The 18,161-nt window shown below is 75.2% G+C and carries 15 protein-coding genes; 10 read left to right on the forward strand and 5 right to left on the reverse strand.

Going from position 1 to position 18,161, the window contains the following annotated elements; all coding sequences use genetic code 11:
- The first annotated feature begins 557 nt into the window (after positions 1–557).
- From ACI769_RS19400 to ACI769_RS19410, 3 genes are all read left to right on the forward strand, one after another.
- A complete protein-coding gene (locus tag ACI769_RS19400) occupies positions 558–3,476 on the forward strand; it encodes an FAD-binding and (Fe-S)-binding domain-containing protein (protein ID WP_232322773.1) in 2,919 nt (972 codons plus the stop codon).
- A 179-nt stretch (positions 3,477–3,655) separates the two neighbouring features.
- On the forward strand, positions 3,656–5,455 hold the full coding sequence (locus tag ACI769_RS19405; protein WP_085388656.1) for an oleate hydratase: 1,800 nt from the start codon (positions 3,656–3,658) through the stop codon (positions 5,453–5,455).
- 31 nt (positions 5,456–5,486) lie between these two features.
- A complete protein-coding gene (locus tag ACI769_RS19410; protein WP_085387340.1) occupies positions 5,487–5,879 on the forward strand; it encodes a hypothetical protein in 393 nt (130 codons plus the stop codon).
- On the opposite strand, the gene ACI769_RS19415 is transcribed toward ACI769_RS19410, so the two are convergent.
- On the reverse strand, positions 5,860–7,515 hold the full coding sequence (locus tag ACI769_RS19415; protein ID WP_085387341.1) for a PLP-dependent aminotransferase family protein: 1,656 nt from the start codon (positions 7,513–7,515) through the stop codon (positions 5,860–5,862). The two genes, ACI769_RS19410 and ACI769_RS19415, sit on opposite strands and share 20 nt — an antisense overlap.
- Positions 7,516–7,625: 110 nt before the next feature.
- On the opposite strand from ACI769_RS19415, the gene ACI769_RS19420 reads away from it, so the two are divergent.
- Genes ACI769_RS19420 through ACI769_RS19435 form a run of 4 tightly spaced genes read left to right on the forward strand, consistent with a single transcriptional unit; the run spans position 7,626 to position 10,639 of the window.
- Entirely contained in the window at positions 7,626–8,609 is a 984-nt protein-coding gene (locus ACI769_RS19420; protein WP_085387342.1) for an aldo/keto reductase, read from the forward strand.
- 59 nt (positions 8,610–8,668) lie between these two features.
- Positions 8,669–9,232, forward strand: coding sequence for an N-acetyltransferase (locus tag ACI769_RS19425; RefSeq protein WP_085387343.1), 564 nt, complete (start codon positions 8,669–8,671; stop codon positions 9,230–9,232).
- 40 nt (positions 9,233–9,272) lie between these two features.
- The gene (locus ACI769_RS19430) at positions 9,273–9,890 is read left to right on the forward strand and encodes a nitroreductase family protein (protein ID WP_085387344.1); all 618 of its coding nucleotides are present in this window, start codon (positions 9,273–9,275) and stop codon (positions 9,888–9,890) included.
- Positions 9,887–10,639, forward strand: a complete 753-nt coding sequence (locus ACI769_RS19435) for a hypothetical protein (protein WP_085387345.1) — start codon at positions 9,887–9,889, stop codon at positions 10,637–10,639. The genes ACI769_RS19430 and ACI769_RS19435 overlap by 4 nt, the downstream gene beginning before the upstream one ends.
- Before the next feature lie 20 nt (positions 10,640–10,659).
- Here ACI769_RS19435 and ACI769_RS19440 read toward each other — a convergent pair whose 3' ends face one another.
- The gene (locus tag ACI769_RS19440) at positions 10,660–11,523 is read right to left on the reverse strand and encodes a 2-phospho-L-lactate guanylyltransferase (RefSeq protein ID WP_232322703.1); all 864 of its coding nucleotides are present in this window, start codon (positions 11,521–11,523) and stop codon (positions 10,660–10,662) included.
- Positions 11,516–12,463 carry a 2-phospho-L-lactate transferase gene (cofD, locus tag ACI769_RS19445; protein ID WP_409142153.1) on the reverse strand — a complete coding sequence of 316 codons (948 nt, stop codon included), beginning with the start codon at positions 12,461–12,463 and terminating at the stop codon, positions 11,516–11,518. The genes ACI769_RS19440 and cofD overlap by 8 nt, the downstream gene beginning before the upstream one ends.
- Positions 12,464–12,548: 85 nt before the next feature.
- On the opposite strand from cofD, the gene ACI769_RS19450 reads away from it, so the two are divergent.
- Positions 12,549–12,869, forward strand: coding sequence for an MTH1187 family thiamine-binding protein (locus tag ACI769_RS19450; protein ID WP_021483491.1), 321 nt, complete (start codon positions 12,549–12,551; stop codon positions 12,867–12,869).
- Positions 12,870–13,018: 149 nt separating this feature from the next.
- Positions 13,019–14,473 (forward strand): DUF4357 domain-containing protein, encoded by a 1,455-nt coding sequence (locus ACI769_RS19455; protein ID WP_051877000.1) that lies wholly within the window; start codon positions 13,019–13,021, stop codon positions 14,471–14,473.
- 151 nt (positions 14,474–14,624) lie between these two features.
- On the opposite strand, the gene ACI769_RS19460 is transcribed toward ACI769_RS19455, so the two are convergent.
- Positions 14,625–15,476 carry an ABC transporter permease gene (locus ACI769_RS19460; protein ID WP_409142154.1) on the reverse strand — a complete coding sequence of 284 codons (852 nt, stop codon included), beginning with the start codon at positions 15,474–15,476 and terminating at the stop codon, positions 14,625–14,627.
- The gene (locus ACI769_RS19465; RefSeq protein ID WP_409142155.1) at positions 15,473–16,582 is read right to left on the reverse strand and encodes an ATP-binding cassette domain-containing protein; all 1,110 of its coding nucleotides are present in this window, start codon (positions 16,580–16,582) and stop codon (positions 15,473–15,475) included. The genes ACI769_RS19460 and ACI769_RS19465 overlap by 4 nt, the downstream gene beginning before the upstream one ends.
- Positions 16,583–16,675: 93 nt before the next feature.
- On the opposite strand from ACI769_RS19465, the gene ACI769_RS19470 reads away from it, so the two are divergent.
- Positions 16,676–17,689 (forward strand): helix-turn-helix transcriptional regulator, encoded by a 1,014-nt coding sequence (locus tag ACI769_RS19470; RefSeq protein ID WP_409142156.1) that lies wholly within the window; start codon positions 16,676–16,678, stop codon positions 17,687–17,689.
- Positions 17,690–18,161 lie beyond the last annotated feature (472 nt).

The raw sequence follows: 18,161 nt of genomic DNA on the forward strand, positions 1-18,161 counted from the left end.
GCGTTCGCAAGCTCACTCCGGACGATCCCTCGTTCCAGGGCCGCCACGACGCGGCACCACCACCCACCCCGCCCGGCGTCGTCTCGCCGTGGTCTTCGCTCACCTGGGCGAACCACCCGCGGCGTCGTTCGCTCACGTCGGGCAGCGGCGACCCGCCCGCCGTGGGCGACCGGCCGCCGTCGGGCATCAGGTGCCCATGCCGGCCGCAACCTCGGCCGTGATCGGTGACCCCGCGCCGTCTGGCATGACCAGGCCTCTACGTCGGCGGACCACCCTTCTACCTCGACGGACCACGCCTCTACCTCGGCAGACCAGGGCTCTACCTCGGCAGATCGGGGGTCAGGGGGCGGACGGGGCGGAGGGTCGGGGGCAGGGAGTGCGACAATCGCGACGTGTCCGCTGAGATCGACGCCACCACGACCCCCGCCTCGCAGCACGGGAACGGCTCGCGGCGGTCCGGCTCCCGCGCGACGACGTCGCCGGAGGCTGAGCGCGCCGCTGCCGTCCGCGAGGCGGAACGGGCGGCCGACGCCGCGCGCACGGCGCTCGCGGACGCGCTGCGGACGGTCGTGCGCGGCACGGTCGACACCGCGACGCGACGCCGCGCGGAGTACTCGACCGACGCGTCGAACTACCGCGTGGTGCCCGAGGCCGTGGTCTACCCGCAGGACGCGGACGACGTCGTCGCCGCGCTGGACGTGCTGCGCGAGCTCGAGGTGCCGGTCACGGCGCGCGGGGCGGGGACGTCGGTCGCGGGGAACTCGATCGGGCCGGGCGTGGTCCTGGACTTCACGCGGCACGTGAACCGCGTGCTCGACGTCGACCCGGAGGCGCGCACGGCGCGCATCGAGCCGGGCGTCGTCATGTCGACGCTCCAGCAGGAGGCGGCGCCGCACGGGCTGCGGTTCGGCCCGGACCCCTCGACGCAGAACCGCGCGACGCTCGGCGGCATGATCGGCAACAACGCGTGCGGGCCGCACGCCGTCGCGTACGGGCGCACGGTCGACAACGTCGTCGCGCTCGACGTCGTCGACGGCCGCGGGCGCCGCTTCACGGCCGGCAAGGGCGACCCGACGTTCGCGGCGGTCCCCGGACTGGCGGAGCTCGTCCGCGAGAACCTCGCGCTCATCCGCACGGAGTTCGGGCGGTTCGGGCGCCAGGTGTCGGGCTACTCGCTCGAGCACCTGCTGCCGGAGAACGGGTCGGACCTCGCGAAGGCGCTCGTCGGCACCGAGGGCACGCTCGTGACGATCCTCGAGGCCACGGTGCGCCTGGTGCCGGTGCCGTCCAAGCCGACCCTCGTCGTGCTGGGCTACCCGGACATGCCGTCGGCGGCCGACGACGTCCCGACCTTCCTCGGCCTCAGCCCCCTCGCGGTCGAGGGTCTCGACGCGCGGCTCGTCGACGTCGTGCGCCGCGCCAAGGGCGACGCGTCCGTGCCGCCGCTGCCCCCGGGCGCCGGCTGGCTCATGGTCGAGGTCGGCGGCGCGACCCCCGAGGAGGCGATGGCGAACGCGGAGGCGATCGTCGCGGCGTCGGGCAGCGAGGCCACGATGATCCTGCCCGCGGGCCCCGAGGCGACCAAGATGTGGCAGATCCGGGCCGACGGCGCGGGGCTCGCCGGGCGCACGCCCGCGGGCGAGCAGGCGTGGCCGGGCTGGGAGGACTCCGCCGTCCCGCCGGAGAAGCTGGGCGACTACCTGCGCGACCTCGACGCGCTCATGGCGCGCTACGGCGTCGACGGCCTGCCGTACGGGCACTTCGGCGACGGGTGCGTGCACCTGCGCATCGACATCCCGCTCGAGGCGTCGGGGTCGGTGCTGCGCACGTTCATGCTGGAGGCGGCCGAGCTCGTCGCGAAGTACGGCGGCTCGCTCTCGGGAGAGCACGGCGACGGCCGCGCGCGCTCGGAGCTGCTGCCGGTCATGTACAGCCCCGAGGCGATCGCGCTCATGGAGCGGTTCAAGGCACTGTTCGACCCGCAGGACGTCATGAACCCGGGCGTCGTGGTGCGCCCGAGCGCCGTCGACGACGACCTGCGCCGCCCGCACGCGCACCCGCTGCTGTCGAAGGTCGGCGCGCCGGGGACACCCGGGACGAGCACGGCCGCGCCCGCGAAGGTCACGAAGATCTCGCGTCGCGCCGGCTACCAGGGCTTCTCGTTCGCGCACGACCACGGCGACATGACCCAGGCCGTGCACCGGTGCGTCGGCGTCGGCAAGTGCCGCGCCGACACCAGCGCCGCGGGCGGCTTCATGTGCCCGTCGTACCAGGCAACGAAGGACGAGAAGGACGTCACGCGCGCCCGCGCCCGCGTGCTCCAGGAGGCGGTGAACGGCACGCTCGTCGGCGGTCTCGCGGCGCCCGAGGTGCGCGAGTCGCTCGACCTGTGCCTGTCCTGCAAGGCGTGCTCGAGCGACTGCCCCGCGGGCGTCGACATGGCGCAGTACAAGTCCGAGGTGCTGTACCGGACGTACCGCGGCAGGCTGCGCCCCGTCGACCACTACTCGCTGGGCTGGCTCCCGGTCTGGGCGCGCCTCGCGACGGGCATGCCGCGCCTGGCCAACAAGCTGCTCGGGTTCCGGCCGCTCGCGAAGGCGGTCCTGTGGGCGGGCGGCATGGACACGCGCCGCTCCATGACAGAGTTCGCCGAGGTGCCGTTCCGCACGTGGTGGAGGCGCGGCGGCGCGACCCAGGGCGTGCCCGGCCTGCGCATCGGGCAGCGGCCCGGCCGCCCCGTGCGCGACGAGCGCCCGAAGGTCGTCCTGTGGACCGACTCGTTCAGCGACAACATGTCGCCGGGGGTGCCGCAGGCGGCCGTCAAGGTGCTCACGGCGGCCGGGTACGACGTCGTCGTGCCCGACGAGCAGGCGTGCTGCGGCCTCACGTGGATCAGCACGGGCCAGCTCGACGGCGCGCGCAAGCGCCTGGAGAACCTGCTGTCCGTGCTCGGCCCGTACGCCGTGAACGGCATCCCGATCATGGGCCTCGAGCCGTCGTGCACGGCCGTGCTGCGCTCCGACCTCGTGGACCTGTTCCCCGACGACCCGCGCGCCCAGGCGGTCTCCGCCGCGACGCGCACGCTCGCCGAGCTCCTCACGTCGGTCGACACCGCGCCCGGGCGCGAGTCCGGGTGGCGCGTGCCCGACCTGTCGGACGTGACGGCCGTCGTGCAGCCGCACTGCCACCAGCACTCGGTGATGGGCTTCGCCGCGGACGAGCGGCTGCTGCGCGACGCGGGCGCGACGATCAAGGTGCTCGCCGGCTGCTGCGGGCTCGCGGGGAACTTCGGCATGCAGAAGGGCCACTACGAGACGTCGGTCGCCGTCGCGGAGAACGCGCTGCTGCCCGCGCTGCGCGACGCCGCCCCCGGCGACGTGTACCTCGCGGACGGCTTCTCGTGCCGCACGCAGGCCGACGACCTCGCCGGCGTGCAGGGCAAGGCGCTCGTCGAGCTGCTTGCCGAGCGGCTCTGAGCCCGTCGGGCGGCCGACCGCCCGACGGCGCACGGCCGCCCCGGCCCCGCACGGGCGCGCGTCCCCGGGGGGTGCGTCCAGGCACCGAGGTGCGGTCCGTCGATCCCGGCGCGAGCATGGCAGGGGAGCACCACCGCGGGCGGTGCTCCGTCCACGTCGTCGGCGGTGAGGGGCAGGCCATGTACTACTCCAGCGGCAACTACGAGGCGTTCGCGCGGCCGCGCAGGCCGGAGCGGACGGACCGGCTCGGGTCCGTGCACCTGGTGGGAGCGGGCCTCGCGTCGCTCTCCGCGGCGGGCTTCCTCGTCCGCGACGGCCAGGTGCCGGGGGAGAAGATCACCGTCTACGAGCGGCTCCGGCTCCCCGGCGGCGCGCTCGACGGCATCAAGGAGCCGCGGCGCGGGTTCGTGATCCGTGGCGGGCGCGAGCTCGAGGACCACATGGAGTGCCTGTGGGACCTGTTCCGCTCCGTCCCGTCGATCGAGACCGAGGGCGTCTCGGTCCTCGACGAGTTCTACTGGCTCAACAAGGACGACCCGAACTTCTCGCTCCAGCGCGTCACCGAGGACCGCGGGAAGGACGCGCACTTCGACAACCTGTTCCGCCTCGACGAGAAGGCGCAGAAGGAGATCACGAAGATCTTCCTCGCGCGCCGCGAGGACATGGAGGGCAAGTCGATCGAGGACGTCATGTCGCGGCACTTCCTCGACAGCCAGTTCTGGCTCTACTGGCGCACGATGTTCGCGTTCCAGGAGTGGCACAGCGCGCTCGAGTTCAAGCTCTACCTGCACCGGTTCATCCACCACGTCGGCGGCCTGCCCGACCTCTCGGCGCTCAAGTTCACCAAGTACAACCAGTACGAGTCGATGGTGCTGCCGCTCACGCGCTGGCTCATGGACCGGGGCGTGACGTTCCGGTTCCACGTCGAGGTCACCGACGTCGACTTCGACCTCGCCCCGGACCGCAAGGTCGCCACGCGGCTGCACCTGCTGGACCACGCGGCGGCCCACCAGTCCGGCGGGGCCGCCGTCGAGCGGACGATCGACCTCGGCGAGGACGACCTCGTCATCGCGACCATCGGCTCGCTCACGGAGAACTCCGACAACGGCGACCAGCACACGCCCGCGCGCCTCGACACGGGGCCTGCGCCCGCGTGGGACCTGTGGCGGCGCGTCGCGGCCAAGGACCCGTCGTTCGGCCGGCCCGACGTGTTCAGCACCGACATCCCGCTCACCAAGTGGCAGTCCGCGACCGTCACGACGCTCGACCGACGCATCCCCGAGCACATCGAGCGCATCTGCAAGCGCGACCCGTTCAGCGGCAAGGTCGTCACGGGCGGGATCGTCACCGCGCGCGACTCGGCGTGGCTGATGAGCTGGACCGTCAACCGGCAGCCGCACTTCAAGGCGCAGTCGCCCGACGAGATCGTCGTGTGGGTCTACGGCCTGTTCGTGGACACCCCGGGCGACTACGTGAAGAAGTCGCTCCAGGAGTGCACGGGCGAGGAGATCACGCAGGAGTGGCTCTACCACCTCGGCGTGCCGGAGGCCGACATCCCGACCCTCGCCGCCGAGGCCGCGAGCTGCGTGCCCGTGATGATGCCGTACGTCACGGCGTTCTTCATGCCCCGGCACGCGGGCGACCGGCCCCAGGTCGTGCCCGACGGCGCACGCAACTTCGCGTTCATCGGCCAGTTCGCCGAGACGACGCGGGACACGATCTTCACCACCGAGTACTCCGTGCGCACCGGCATGGAGGCGGCCTACCAGCTGCTCGACCTGGAGCGCGGCGTGCCCGAGGTCTTCAACAGCACGTACGACGTCCGCAAGCTGCTCGCCGCGGTGAGCGCCCTGCGCGACGGCGAGGAGCTCGACATCCCCGGGCCGCGGATCCTGCGCGACCGGCTCCAGAAGAAGGTGGACGCCACCGAGATCGGCGAGCTCCTCGCCGAGTTCAGCCTCCTGTCCCACGACGAGTGACCTCGCGGCCCGGCGTGGCAGCATCGGGCGCATGTCGACTCCGGAGGACCTCGCACGCCGCTACCTCGGCTGGCTCCTGCTGACCGAGGGCGCGCGGGCCGAGCGTCTGCGGGCGGAGGCGGAGGTCGGGGTCGCGGGAGAGGTACGGAGCGTTGTGGAGCACGACGCCGACCCGTTGCCGCTGCTCGACGCGCTCGTCGCGCAGGCCGTCGCGAGCGGGGACGAGCGCCTCGTCACGCGGCTCGGGGCAGGGATCGTCGAGGAGGCGATCGTGGGCCGGCCCGACCTGGCTGGTCGCATCGCCGCGCGATGCCGGGCGGAGCCGACCTGGAGCGAGGTCGTGCGGGGGGCGTGGGTGGAGGAGCGCCGGGCGCGCGACCTCCCGGATCCGCTCCCCGCGCTCGTCACCGTCCTGAAGGGCTGACGAGGCTACCGCGGGCGCTCCGCACCGCGTCGGCGAGCCGGGCGACGGCGTCGTCGACGCGGGCGTCGGCGAGGTTGCCGTACCCGAGCACGAGGGTCGTCGACTGTTCGGCGGGGCGCACCTGGTAGCGGCGCAGGTCGACGACGGTCACCTCGCGCCGCGCGGCCTCGCGCACGACGTGCGCGGCGTCGGGCGCGGGACCGTCCGGCGAGCCCGGCAGGGACAGCAGCGCGTGCATCCCCGCCGCGATGCCGCGCACCGCGGCGCCGGGCAGCTCGCGGGCGAGGGCGTCGAGCACGGCGTCGCGACGGCGGCGGTAGCGCCCGCGCGCGGCGCGCAGGTGACGGTCGTAGCCGCCGGACGCGACGAGCCGCGCGAACGTGAGCTGGTCGACGGTGGACGGGGCCGCCGTCGGGCCGTGCGGGGCGGCCGCGCGCGCGACGGACTCGCGCCAGCGGGCGGGCACGACCATCCACCCGACGCCGAACGCGGGGCTCATCGTCTTGCTCACCGAGCCGAGCAGCACGACCCGGTCGGGGTCGAGCTGCTGGAGCGCGGCGACGGGTCGGCGGTCGTAGCGGAACTCGGCGTCGTAGTCGTCCTCGACGACGACGCCGTCGACGTCCCGCGCCCAGGCGAGGACGGCCTCGCGCCGCTCGGGCGCGAGCGCGGAGCCGGTGGGGAACTGGTGCGCGGGCGTGAGGAGCGCGGCCCGCGCGCCCGTCCGCCGGGACGCGTCGACGAGCGCGCCGACGTCCGCGCCCTCGGCGTCCACGGGGACCGGGACGGGGGTGAGACCGGCGCGCGCCGCGACGTCGCGCAGCACCGACCAGCTCGGGTCCTCGACGAGCAGGTGCGTGTGGCCCGCCTCGACGAGCACGGCGGCGACGCGCGCCATGCCGTCCGTCGCGCCGCGCGTCAGCACGACGGCGTCGTCCGGCCCCGTGACGACGCGCGCCCGGCGCAGGTGGCCGGCGACGACGGCGCGCGCGTGCGGGTGCCCGGCGGGGGCGGGCTGCCCGAGGTCGTCGTTCGACGCCGTCCCGCCGGACGTGCCGAGCGCCTCGCGTGCCGCGCGGAGCCACGCGTCGCGCGGGACGTGCCGGAGATCGGGGACGCCCGGTGCGAGGTCGAACCGGGCGCGCGCGGCGTGGATCCTGCCGGTGTCGGTCCGCCCGGCGGGAACGACGGCGCGCGCGGGTCTACCGTCCGCCGCTCGTTCCTCGCGGCTCCCGCCAGGCCCGCCACGACCCGCGCGCACCGTCGTTCCCGCCGGGCTCGTGGGCCGCTCGCCCAGCGCGCTCGTTCCCCTCGGGCTCGTCGATCGTGCCCCGGCTGCGGCGGAGACGCGGGTCGCGGAGCCGGTGCGCGCCTCGAGGGAGCCCTCGGCGACGAGCTGGCCGTACGCCTCGGTGACGACCCACCGCGACACCCCGAGCGACTCGGCGAGCTGTCGGCTCGGCGGGAGCGCCGCGCCGACGGGGACGCGGCCGGCGTGCACGGCGTCGCGGACCGCGCGCTCGAGCCGCTCGACGCGGGACCCCGCCCCCGCGCCCAGGTCGAGCAGGGCCTCCCAGGCGAGCGCCGCCGTCGGCCCGGGGCGCTCGGACGGCAGATTGGTCTGGTCGACGGCCATGGCATCGGACCGTACACCCGTGCCGATGCCTCCCTAGCGTGGAGCACGTCACCGAGACCACGGGTCCACCACGGACCGCTCGGACCACCGACAGACCCAGGGAGACCACCATGCGGTACCGCACCATCGGCGACGGGCGCACCTCCTTCGAGGTGTCGACCCTGTGCCTCGGCACGATGAACATGGGCACGCTCGTCGACGAGGACACGTCGTTCGCGATCCTCGACCGCTACCGCGAGGCGGGCGGCACGTTCCTCGACACCGCGAACAACTACAGCTTCTGGGCCGGTGGCCACGGCCGCGACAGCGAGGACCTGCTCGGCCGCTGGCTCGCGAGCCGCGGCGCCCGCGACGAGGTCCGGATCGCGACGAAGCTGGGCGCGGCCAAGAAGGACCCGGCCCTGCCGCTGCAGAACGTCGAGCCGACGAACTTCCAGGGGCTCGGCGCCGACGTCGTCGCGGACGAGGCGCACGAGGGCCTGCGCCACCTCGGCGTCGACCACCTGGACGTCCTGTACGGGCACGTCGACGACCACGGGACGCCGCTCGCCGAGACCGTCGGCGCGTTCGGCAAGCTCCAGGCGGAGGGCGTCGTCGGCATCACGGGCATCTCGAACGTCGCGCTGTGGCGCGTCGTCGAGGCGCGCGAGGAGGCGCTGCGCCAGGGCGTCGCGCCCTACGGGCTCGTCCAGCAGAACTACACCTACGCCTACCCGACGCCCGAGCCGGGACGGCACAACTGGGCGTCGTACGAGCTGCTCGACTACGCGGCGTCCACGGGCGTCGAGGGCCGCCCGCCGCTCGCCGTCACCGCCTACTCGCCGATCCTCCAGGGCGCGTACGTGCGCCGGGACAAGCCGCTCTGGGACGGGTTCGACCACCCGACCACGCGCGAGCGGATCCGCCTCCTGCACGAGGTCGCGGGCGAGCTCGGCGCGACGCCGAACCAGGTCGCGCTCGCGTGGCTCCTCGGGGGCGAGCACGCGGTGATCCCGGTCGTCGGGCCCAGCACGGTCGAGCAGCTCGACGACCTCCTCGGCGCGGCCGACCTCGAGCTCGACCCCGAGCTGCGCGCACGCCTCGACGCGGCCTGAGCCGCGCGAGCGGCCCGGTCCGGCGCACCGACGTCGGGCCGGGCTGCCACGATGGGCCGATGCCCACCACGCTCGTCGAGCGCACCCGGCCGGACGACTGGCGCGACCTGCGGGACGTCCGCCTGCGGGCGCTCGCGGACGCGCCGTCCGCGTTCGGCTCGACCCTCGCGCGCGAGGTCGCTTTCCCCGACGACGTGTGGCGAGAGCGCGCGGCGCAGGGGGGCACGCTCCTGGCGCGGACGACGTTCGACGGCGGCCCGCCTGGCGACCGCGGCAAGTCCGACGACGGCGCCCCGCCCGGGAGCGGCCGGTCGCCCGGTCCCGTGGTCGGGGTCGCGGCCGTCGTTCCCTCGCCCGACGACCCGACCGTGGCCGAGCTCGTGTCCGTGTGGGTCGAGCCCGGCGCGCGGGGGAGCGGTGTGGCGGCGTCGCTCCTGGCGCGCGCCGACGACCTCGCGGCCGGGCTCGGCGCGCGCACGCTCGCGCTCTGGGTCACCGCGACCAACGCTCCCGCGCTCCGCCTCTACGAGCGCGCAGGCTTCGCGCCGACCGGCGAGACCCAGCCCCTCCCGAGCGACCCCCGCCTCCTCGAGCTGCGGATGACGCGGCGCGTCGCCGGATAGGGTGCGGGGACCTGATCCCGGACCGTGCCGAGGGGGCCGCGTGGAGTTCCAGGACGTCGTCCGACGCCGGCGCATGGTGCGCCGGTTCACCGACGAGCCGGTCGACCCGCACGCCGTCGACCGCCTGGTGCGCAACGCCGTCCGCGCGCCGAGCGCGGGGTTCGCTCAGGGGTGGTCGTTCCTCGTGCTCACGGAGCCCGACGACGTCGCGCGCTTCTGGTCCGCGACCTCGCCCGAGCAGCCCGAGCGGAGCATGAGCACGTGGCTCGCCGGGATGCGCACCGCGCCCGTGCTCGTCGTGGTCCTCACGTCGAAGGACGTCTACCTCGACCGGTACGCCGAGGACGACAAGGGCTGGGCGGACCGCGACGAGAACCGCTGGGCCGTGCCGTACTGGCACGTCGACGCCGGGATGGCGGCGCTGCTCATGCTCCAGACCGCCGTCGACGAAAGGCTCGGCGCGTGCTTCTTCGGCGTCGCGCCGGGCGAGGTCGGGCGCCTGCGCGCGGCGTTCGGCATCCCCGACGCGTACGCGCCGACGGGGGTCGTCGCCGTCGGGCACCCCGCCGACCGGGCGGCCACGGGCTCGCCGCGCCGTCGCGCGCGCAAGCCGCTCGACGACGTCGTGCACCGCGGCCGCTGGGGAGGCCGGTCGTGACGCGCTCGCGGGCGGGGGCGCTCGCCGTCGGGCTCGCGCTCGCCGTCCTCGGCGCGGGAGCGTGCACGGGGAGCGCGACGCCCGAGGACCCGACGGGCGCGGCGTCCGCGACGCGGACGGACCGGCCGCCCGCCGAGGTCCCGGCCGACGACCCGACCGCCTCGGGCGACCCGGGGCGGCCTCCGGGTGGCTCCGACGAGCCGACGGCGGGCACCTCCGCCGAGCCGGGGGAGGCGGCCACGGCCGCGGCCGCTCCCCCCGAGGTCACGAGCCTCGGCGGCGCGGCCGGCGCGACACCGCTCGTCGCGCGGTCCGGGTGGCAGGTCGTCGGCGCGAGCGGCGCGTGCGTGCTGTCGTCACGTGCCACGGCGGACCCGGCGGCACCGACGGCGGGCCCGCGCGACGCGTCCGCCGCCCTCCTCGCGGAGACGGTCGCCGCGGACGGCGGCGACCTCACGGCTCCCCGCGACGTCCTGCTGCCCCTCCTCGCCGACGGCGTGACCCGCCAGGGGGTGAACGCCGCGGCCCAGGACTGGACGGTGACGACCCCACGCGGCGAGGTGCGGGTGCGCGGGGCGGCGCGCGTCGTGCGCGTGCCGACGTTCGAGGGCGACGCGTCGACGCAGTCCGTGGTCCTCGCGCTGGACTGCGCCGGGCCGCTCGACGAGGGCGCGTGGCAGCGCCTCCTCGCCGACGTGCGGGCCGGCCTCGCGGCGCCCGCCGAGGAGCTCGGTACCTGGCCGTCGTAGCGGGGCGGGCGGGTGCCGGGTCAGGCGTCGTGGTCGCGCAGCGCCGGGACGTGCAGCCCGACGGCGCCCCGCACGGGCGGGGGCAGCTCGCCCCAGTCGTCCAGCGTGTCCAGGTCCACGGCGGTCCCGGGCCGCTGCACGACGACGGCCCGCAGCCCGAGCCGCTCGGCCTCCGCGACGTGCGCCGCGCGGCTGCCCGTCCCGAACTGAAAACGGAACCCCTCGCCGCCGGAACCGCCGTCGGGCCGAGCACGAGGTTCCTGGCGTTCTGCGCCGCTTCCCGACAGCAGGGTCGTGCTCGACGGCGCGGTGGCCGGGTAGTCGAGGACGAGCAGGTTCGTGCCCGCCCCGACCCGGTCCGTCGCGACGACGACCGGGGCGTCCTCGGCGAGCAGCGCCGCGACGTCCGCGGTCGTGAGCGCCGGGAGGTCGGCGTGCGCCACGAGGAGCCGCACCGGGCCCCGGGCCGCCGCGTCCTCCGCCGCGAGCTCCCGGCCCAGCTCCACCGCCGCGTCCAGACCGGGCCGGTCCGCGGGCTGGAGCACGATGCGCAGCCGGTCGGCGTCGGCGGTGAGGAGGGGCAGACCCTCGCCGTCGTCCGTCGCCGCGGCGGCGCCGTCCACCACGACGTCCCGCAGCGCCCGCCACGTGAACCGCGGGTCCGACGTCACGACGACCACGCGCTCCACGTCCTCGCTCGCGAGCAGCGTGCCCACGACGTGCCGCGCGAGCACGCCGATCAGCCTGCTGCGCGACGCGGGGTCGAGCACGTGCGCGAGGCGCGACTTCCCCGACGAGCCGTCGCGCAGCGGCACGACGGCGACCACGCGCCCCGGGCGGGCATCCGCACCCGGGCGGGCGCCGGCGTCGGGCGGCTCAGCCACGTGCGGGGCCCGACAGGAGCGTGCGTGCCAGGCGCTCGCGGCCCGCGGCGCCGCCCATGACCGTGTCCGTCACGACGACGTCCATCCCGAGCGCGCGGACGTCGTCCGCGAGGTGCGCGTCGTGGTCGTCGATCACCATGACGTCCACCAGGCCCACGTACAGGCGCGCGACGCCGAGCGCGGAGACCTCGTGCCCGAGCGTCGTGAGGATCTGCGCCGCCGGGCCCTTGAGCGCGCGACCGCCCACGATCGGGCTCACCGCGACCCGTCGCGCCGACGTCCCGGCGAGCGCCTCCCGCACGCCCGCGACGCCCAGCACCGGCTCCACCGACAGGAACGGGTTGGACGGCGCGACCACGACGACGTCGGCGCCGGTCACCGCGTCGAGCACGCCGGGCGCCGGGCGCGCGGCGTCGATGCCGTCGTAGACGAGACCGAGCACGTCGTCCGCGTGCCGACGGCCCACGAAGTACTCCTGGAACCCGAGGCGCCCGGCGGGCGTGTCGACGAGCGTCGCGACGCGGTCGTCGGTCACGGGCAGCACGCGCGCCCGGACGCGGAGCGCGGACGTGAGCTGCGCGGTGACGTCGGACAGCGGCGCGCCGGTGCGCAGCCGGGCCGTCCGCACGACGTGCGTCGCGAGGTCGCGGTCGCCGAGCGTGAACCACGTGTCCTCGCCGAGCCGGCCCATCGCCTCCAGGGCCGCGTACGTCTCCCCCACGACGCCCCAGCCGCGCTCCTCGTCCGCGAGCCCGGCGAGCGTGTACGTCACGGTGTCGAGGTCGGGCGAGATCCACAGCCCGTGCAGCTCGACGTCGTCGGCGACGTTGACGACGACCGTGAGGTCCGTCCCCGCGAGGTCCAGACCGTGCGCGAGGCGGGCCCCGCCGACCCCGCCCGCGAGCACGGTGACGCGGTCGGTGCGGTGTTCTGCTGTCACGACGACGAGCCTACGTCGGAGCTCGGTCCCCTCGGGGAGTCCCGGTGCCCCGGCCCTTGGTGCGGCGCCGTGCCACGATGGACCCATGGCCGTCTTCGCCTTCTCCGTCGCCCCGCTCGGTGCCGGCGAGTCCGTCGCGGACTCCGTCGCCGAGGCCGTCCGCATCGTCCGCGAGTCGGGCCTGCCGAACCGCACCACGTCGATGTTCACCGAGATCGAGGGTGACTGGGACGTCGTCATGCCCGTGATCCAGCGTGCGACCGAGGCCGTCGGCGCGGGCGGTCACCGCGTGTCGCTGGTCCTCAAGGCCGACATCCGCCCGGGTCGCACGGGCGAGCTCACGGGCAAGGTCGAGCGCGTCGAGGAGCGGCTCGCGGCCGAGTCGGAGGACACCGGGCACGCCTGACCGGGCGGGTGACGCGCGGGCCGGAGACCGGGGCCGGACGGCCCTTGCACACCGGTTCGCCCGCTTCGAGGGACTTGACCCGCCCCCGTAGGCTATGGCGCATACGCCCCCGCCCAGGTCGCGTTTCCGCTGCTGCAGGAGAACCCCCGATGCCCCTCTTCGAGGTGGACGCCGAGCGTCCCGTACTGGTCCAGCCGCCCCAGCAGGCAGGAGCATTCGGGACGGACGCGCAGCGGGTGGTGGACGGCAACCTCGAAGGACTGCTGGGCGAGCAGATCTTCCCGGTCGCGCAGGGCACGTCCGACGACGAGCCGCACCTCCTCGCGCTCGACGCGGCGGGGCTCCCGGTCGTCATCGAGGTCACGGCCGAGCTCACCGAGGAGGCCCTGACTGCGGCGCTCAACCACGCGGGCCGCGCCGGTCGCCTCACGCGCGCCGAGCTCGCCGCGCGCTACACGGGCGGCGCGTCGCGCTTCCAGCAGGACGTCGCCGCGTTCTACGACAACGTGCCCCTCACGCGCTCGCAGGCGACCGCGCGCGCCACGGGCGCGCGCCTCATCGTCATCTGCTCGAGCGCCGCGCCCGGCATCCAGGACGCGCTCGACTTCCTGCGCCAGCCCGGCTCGCCGGTCGCGGTGCTGCGCCTCGGCGTGGTCCACGGGGCCGACGGCCGCCGCTTCGTCGACGTGTCCCCGCTCGCGATGACGCGCGACAACCCCGCGCCACCCGCGGCACCCGAGCCCCCGCGGGGCCGTGCCGTCGCCCCCGGTTCCGACTTCGCGGACGGCGTCGCCGTGGGCCGAGCCCTGACCGGCAAGTTTCCCGTGGTGACGCGTCAGGCCGCGAGGTCCCGGGCGGAGCGCCGCCGGGCCGCCGAGCTCGAGCCCCGCACCACCTACGGCGTCGCGCCGACGTCGGCCGACGAGACGGGCCAGCTCGCCCCCCTCGCCGCGACGGACGAGCCGCGCCGCGCCGAGCCGCCCGTGCTCGACTTCGTGCCCCTGGACGACCCGCTCACCGCGCGCACGGCGCCCGAGCCCGCGCCGACGGCCTGGGCCGACCGCCGCCCGGTCGAGGGCGCCGACGAGGCGCCGGCCCCGCGCACCTCGATCCTCACGCGCGAGTCGATCCGTACCCGGGAGTCGATCCGGACGCGCGAGTCGTACCTCACGCACGAGTACGGCGACCAGCGCAGCCCGGCGCAGGAGCGCCCGTACGACCCGCTGTCGTACCACCCGCCCGTCGACCTCGGCACGGGGCCGGACCTCCCGTCGAGGAGCCGCGACGTCGCGCCGGTGCCGTCCCCGCCCGCGGCCGACCTGCCGCTCGGCCCCGAGGACGACCCGGACCTCGTCGCGCTCGCCCGCGCGTTCGGCGCCCCGCGCCAGCTCGTCTGGTCGCGGCCCCGGCGCGGGCAGCGCTTCGAGGCGGTGCTCCAGCCCGACGGCTTCATCGAGCTGTCCGACGGCGCCCGGTTCCGCCACCCGGACCTCGCCGCGGTCGCGGTCTCCGGCACCCACACCGCCGACGGCTGGAGCGTCTGGCGCCTGGGCACCGACGACGGCCCCACGCTCACCGACGCCTTCCGCGAGCACACCGCCTGAGCCCGCCGGCCGGGACCGCTCCCGGCGTGAGACGGGAGAAGTGGCCCCTGACGGACTCGCCGCAGGGGCCACTTCTCGCATCTCGCCCCGGCGACGACACCGTCCCCCGGGTGACCCGGGGCTGGAGGGCCGGGCCGAAGCGCTCCCGTGCTCAGTCGGTCGTCCGCACCATGGTCCGGATCCCGACGGCGAGCCCGACGGCGGCCGTCACGACGGCGGCGACCCACCCCCACGCGACGGCGGACGCCGTGAGGTCGCCCGCGAAGAGCGCCCGCTCGGCGTCGACCACGTAGCGCAGCGGGTTGACGTCGGACGCGACCTGCATCCAGCGGGGTCCGGTCTCGAGCGGCAGGAGCATGCCGGACAGGATCATGAGCGGGAAGACGAGCGTCTGTTGCACGACCCAGAACATCCAGTCCTGCTTGCGGACGGCGAGCGCGAGCGCGTAGCTGAGGGAGCCGATCCCCACGCCGAAGACGGCGAGCAGCACCAGCCCCACGACGGCGCCGGCGGGGTGCAGCTCGAAGCCGAACGGCAGCATGACGAGCACCACGACGACGGACTGCGCGACGATCGGGACCATCTCCTTAAGCGCGCGCCCGACGAGGAGCGACTCGCGCGAGAGCGGCGCGACGAGCATCCGCTCGTGTGCCCCCGTCTGCAGCTCGACGAGGAGGTTCGCGCCCGTCGTGGACGTCCCGAACAGCGTCGTCATGACGAGGATCGACGGCACGAACCACTGCCAGACGTTGCCGCCCAGGACCTCCTGGCCGGTCGTCGTGCCGCCGAGCGACCCGACGAGGAGCGGTCCGAACAGCGCGAGGAAGACGATCGGCTGGACGAGCCCGAAGAGCACGGAGAACGGGTCGTGCAGCACGGGCCGCAGCTCGCGCACGAGCACGATGCCGGTGTCGCGCGCGAAGGCGGCGAGGCCGCGGCGCGGGGCGTACGCGTGGCTCGGTGCCGTGCGCGGGGTGGTCGGGGTCGTGGTGACGGTGCTCATGCTGCGGTCCTCTCGGTGGGGTGGGCGTCGGCGCCCGTGGTGGCGCCCGCCTCGCGCAGGCTGCGCCCGGTGAGGGCGAGGAAGACGTCGTCGAGCGTGGGCCGGCGCACCTGGGCGGTGTCGACGGCGATCCCTGCGGCGTCCGCCGCGCGCAGCAGCCGGGGCAGGTAGGCGTCGCCCCGCTCGGCGCGGATCTCGAGCGCGGGTGCGCTGCCGGGCCGGGCTTCCGGCCCGGTGTCGGGCTCGGCGTCAGGCCCGACGGCGTCCGCGCCCTCGGGCGTGCGGGCCACCTCGCGGAAGCCCTCGACGCGGCGGGCCAGCGCGGTGAGGTGGGCGGCGTCGTCGTGCGCGCGACCGCCCGACGGCGCGAGCGTCACGAGGACGCGGTCCCCGGCGAGCTCGGCCTTGAGGTTCGCGGCCGTGTCGTCGGCGATGACGCGCCCGTGGTCGACGACGACGACCCGCTCGGCCATGGTGTCGGCCTCGTCGAGGTAGTGCGTCGTGAGGACGATCGTCATGGGCTCGCCCGTCGTCGCGCGGGCGTCGTCGCGCATGCGCAGGACGTGCTCCCACAGGTTCGCGCGGTTGTGCGGGTCGAGACCCGTGGACGGCTCGTCGAGGAAGAGGAGCGACGGCGCGTGCACGAGACCCATGGCGACGTCGAGCCGACGGCGCTGCCCGCCGGAGAGGTCGGACACCTTGCGGGTGCCGTGCGCCGTGAGCTCGAGGGAGTCGAGCAGCTCGTCGGCGCGTCGCCGGGCGGTCCGGCGGTCCAGGCCGTGGATGCGGCCCTGGCTCGCGAGCTCGTCGACGGCCCGCTGCGCGTGCCCGGCCCCGTTGCCCTGCCCGACGTACCCGATGCGGTGGCGGACGGCGTCGGGCTCGGCGACGACGTCGTGTCCCGCGACGGTGGCGGTGCCCGACGTCGGCCGGGTCAGCGTGGTGAGCATGCGCAGGGTGGTCGTCTTGCCGGCCCCGTTGGGGCCGAGGACGGCGACGAGCTCGCCCGGCGCGACGTCGAGGTCGATGCCCCGCACGGCGTGCACGGTGCGGCTCTCGTCCCGCCCGACGGCGAAGTCCTTGGTCAGTGCTCTGGTCCGGATCACGGTGCTCCTCCTGGGTGCGGTGCGTGCGTCGGGAACGACTCTGCTCCGGGTAGCGGACAGGTCCGGTCCTCTACCTCGTGCGACGCTGGAGCCATGCTCGAGACCTCGGGACGACTGCTGCGGCTCCTCTCGCTGCTCCAGGCGCGCCGCGACTGGCCGGGGGCCACGCTGGCGGAGCAGCTGGAGGTGAGCCCGCGCACCGTGCGGCGCGACGTGGACCGGCTGCGCACGCTGGGCTACCCGGTGCGCGCGACCAAGGGCCCCGACGGCGGGTACCGGCTCGACGCCGGGGCGGACGTGCCGCCGCTCCTGTTCGACGACGAGCAGGCCGTCGCCGTCGCGGTCGCCCTGCGCACGGGTGCGCTGCCCGGGGTCGAGGACGCCGCGGCCCGGGCCCTCGCGACCATCCGGCAGGTGATGCCCGCGCGGCTGCGGGCGCGCATCGACGCTCTGGAGGTGACCGCCGTGCCGGGGCGCCGGGAGCAGGAGCTCCCCACCGTGCGTCCCGACGTGCTCGTCGCCGTCGGGACGGCGGCGACCGAAAGACGCGTGCTCCGGTTCGACTACGACGGCGGCACCGGCGAGGTGCTGCGCGCGCCGGGGGCTCCGGAGGGCGCGGGGTTCCGCGCCCCGCGGCGCGCGGAGCCCCATCACCTCGCGACGTGGGGCGGCCGGTGGTACCTCGTCGCGTGGGACCTCGACAGGGAGGACTGGCGCACGTTCCGCGTCGACCGGATGGTCCCGCGCGAGGGCACGGGGGCACGGTTCGCGCCGCGCGCGCTGCCGGCGCCCGACGTCGCGACGTTCGTTGCGGAGCGGTTCGCCACCACCAGCTACCCGGTACGCGGCACCGTCGAGCTCCACGCGGACGCCGCGACGGTGGCGCGCTGGGCAGGCGCGGACGCGGTCGTCGAGCCGGCGGGGGAGGGGCGGTGCCGCCTGACGACGGGCTCCTGGTCCTGGGGCGGGCTCGCGGCCCGGTGCGCGATGTTCGACGTGCCGTTCGACGTCGTCGGGCCGCCCGAGCTGCGCGACGCCGTACGCGTGCTGGGGGAGCGCGCGCGAGCGGCGGCGAGGGGTGAGCCGGGTCACGAGGGAGCGAGTTGACCTCCTGGCCCACGACGCCGTAATGTTCTCGAGGTCGCCCGGCAGGGAGGAACAGACACCACGGCACAGCTCTTCGGAGCAGATGCGAAGTGGCTGGTCCCCCGGGCGAAACTCCCACCAGTTTTCTCGGAGCACAGTGCTGCCCCGTGAGTGCGGTGAGGGTGTCTGGATCAGGTACATTTCTGAACGGAAATCCGGTTTTCACCGGTCCGGGACGAACGGCCGGGTCTGGTAGGATTCAGAACGAAGGAAGCGCCCCGCGCAAGGGCCTCGGGAACGAGGTCGGAGGCGGTGTGTGTCGGTTGTTTGAGAACTCAACAGTGTGCTTGTTAGTCAATGCCAAATTTTTTGTCCCTGTGGCATGGCTGGCCTGGTTGCCCGTCCGGGTGGTTGGGTTGGTTGTGTCTGGGATTCCTTTGGTTGATTTCGGAAGATGATGTCATCTTTCGTGTTGATGCCAGTTTTGTGAACC

Source organism: Cellulosimicrobium sp. RS, assembly GCF_046159675.1.
In the GTDB taxonomy this organism is placed as follows: Bacteria; Actinomycetota; Actinomycetes; order Actinomycetales; family Cellulomonadaceae; genus Cellulosimicrobium; species Cellulosimicrobium funkei.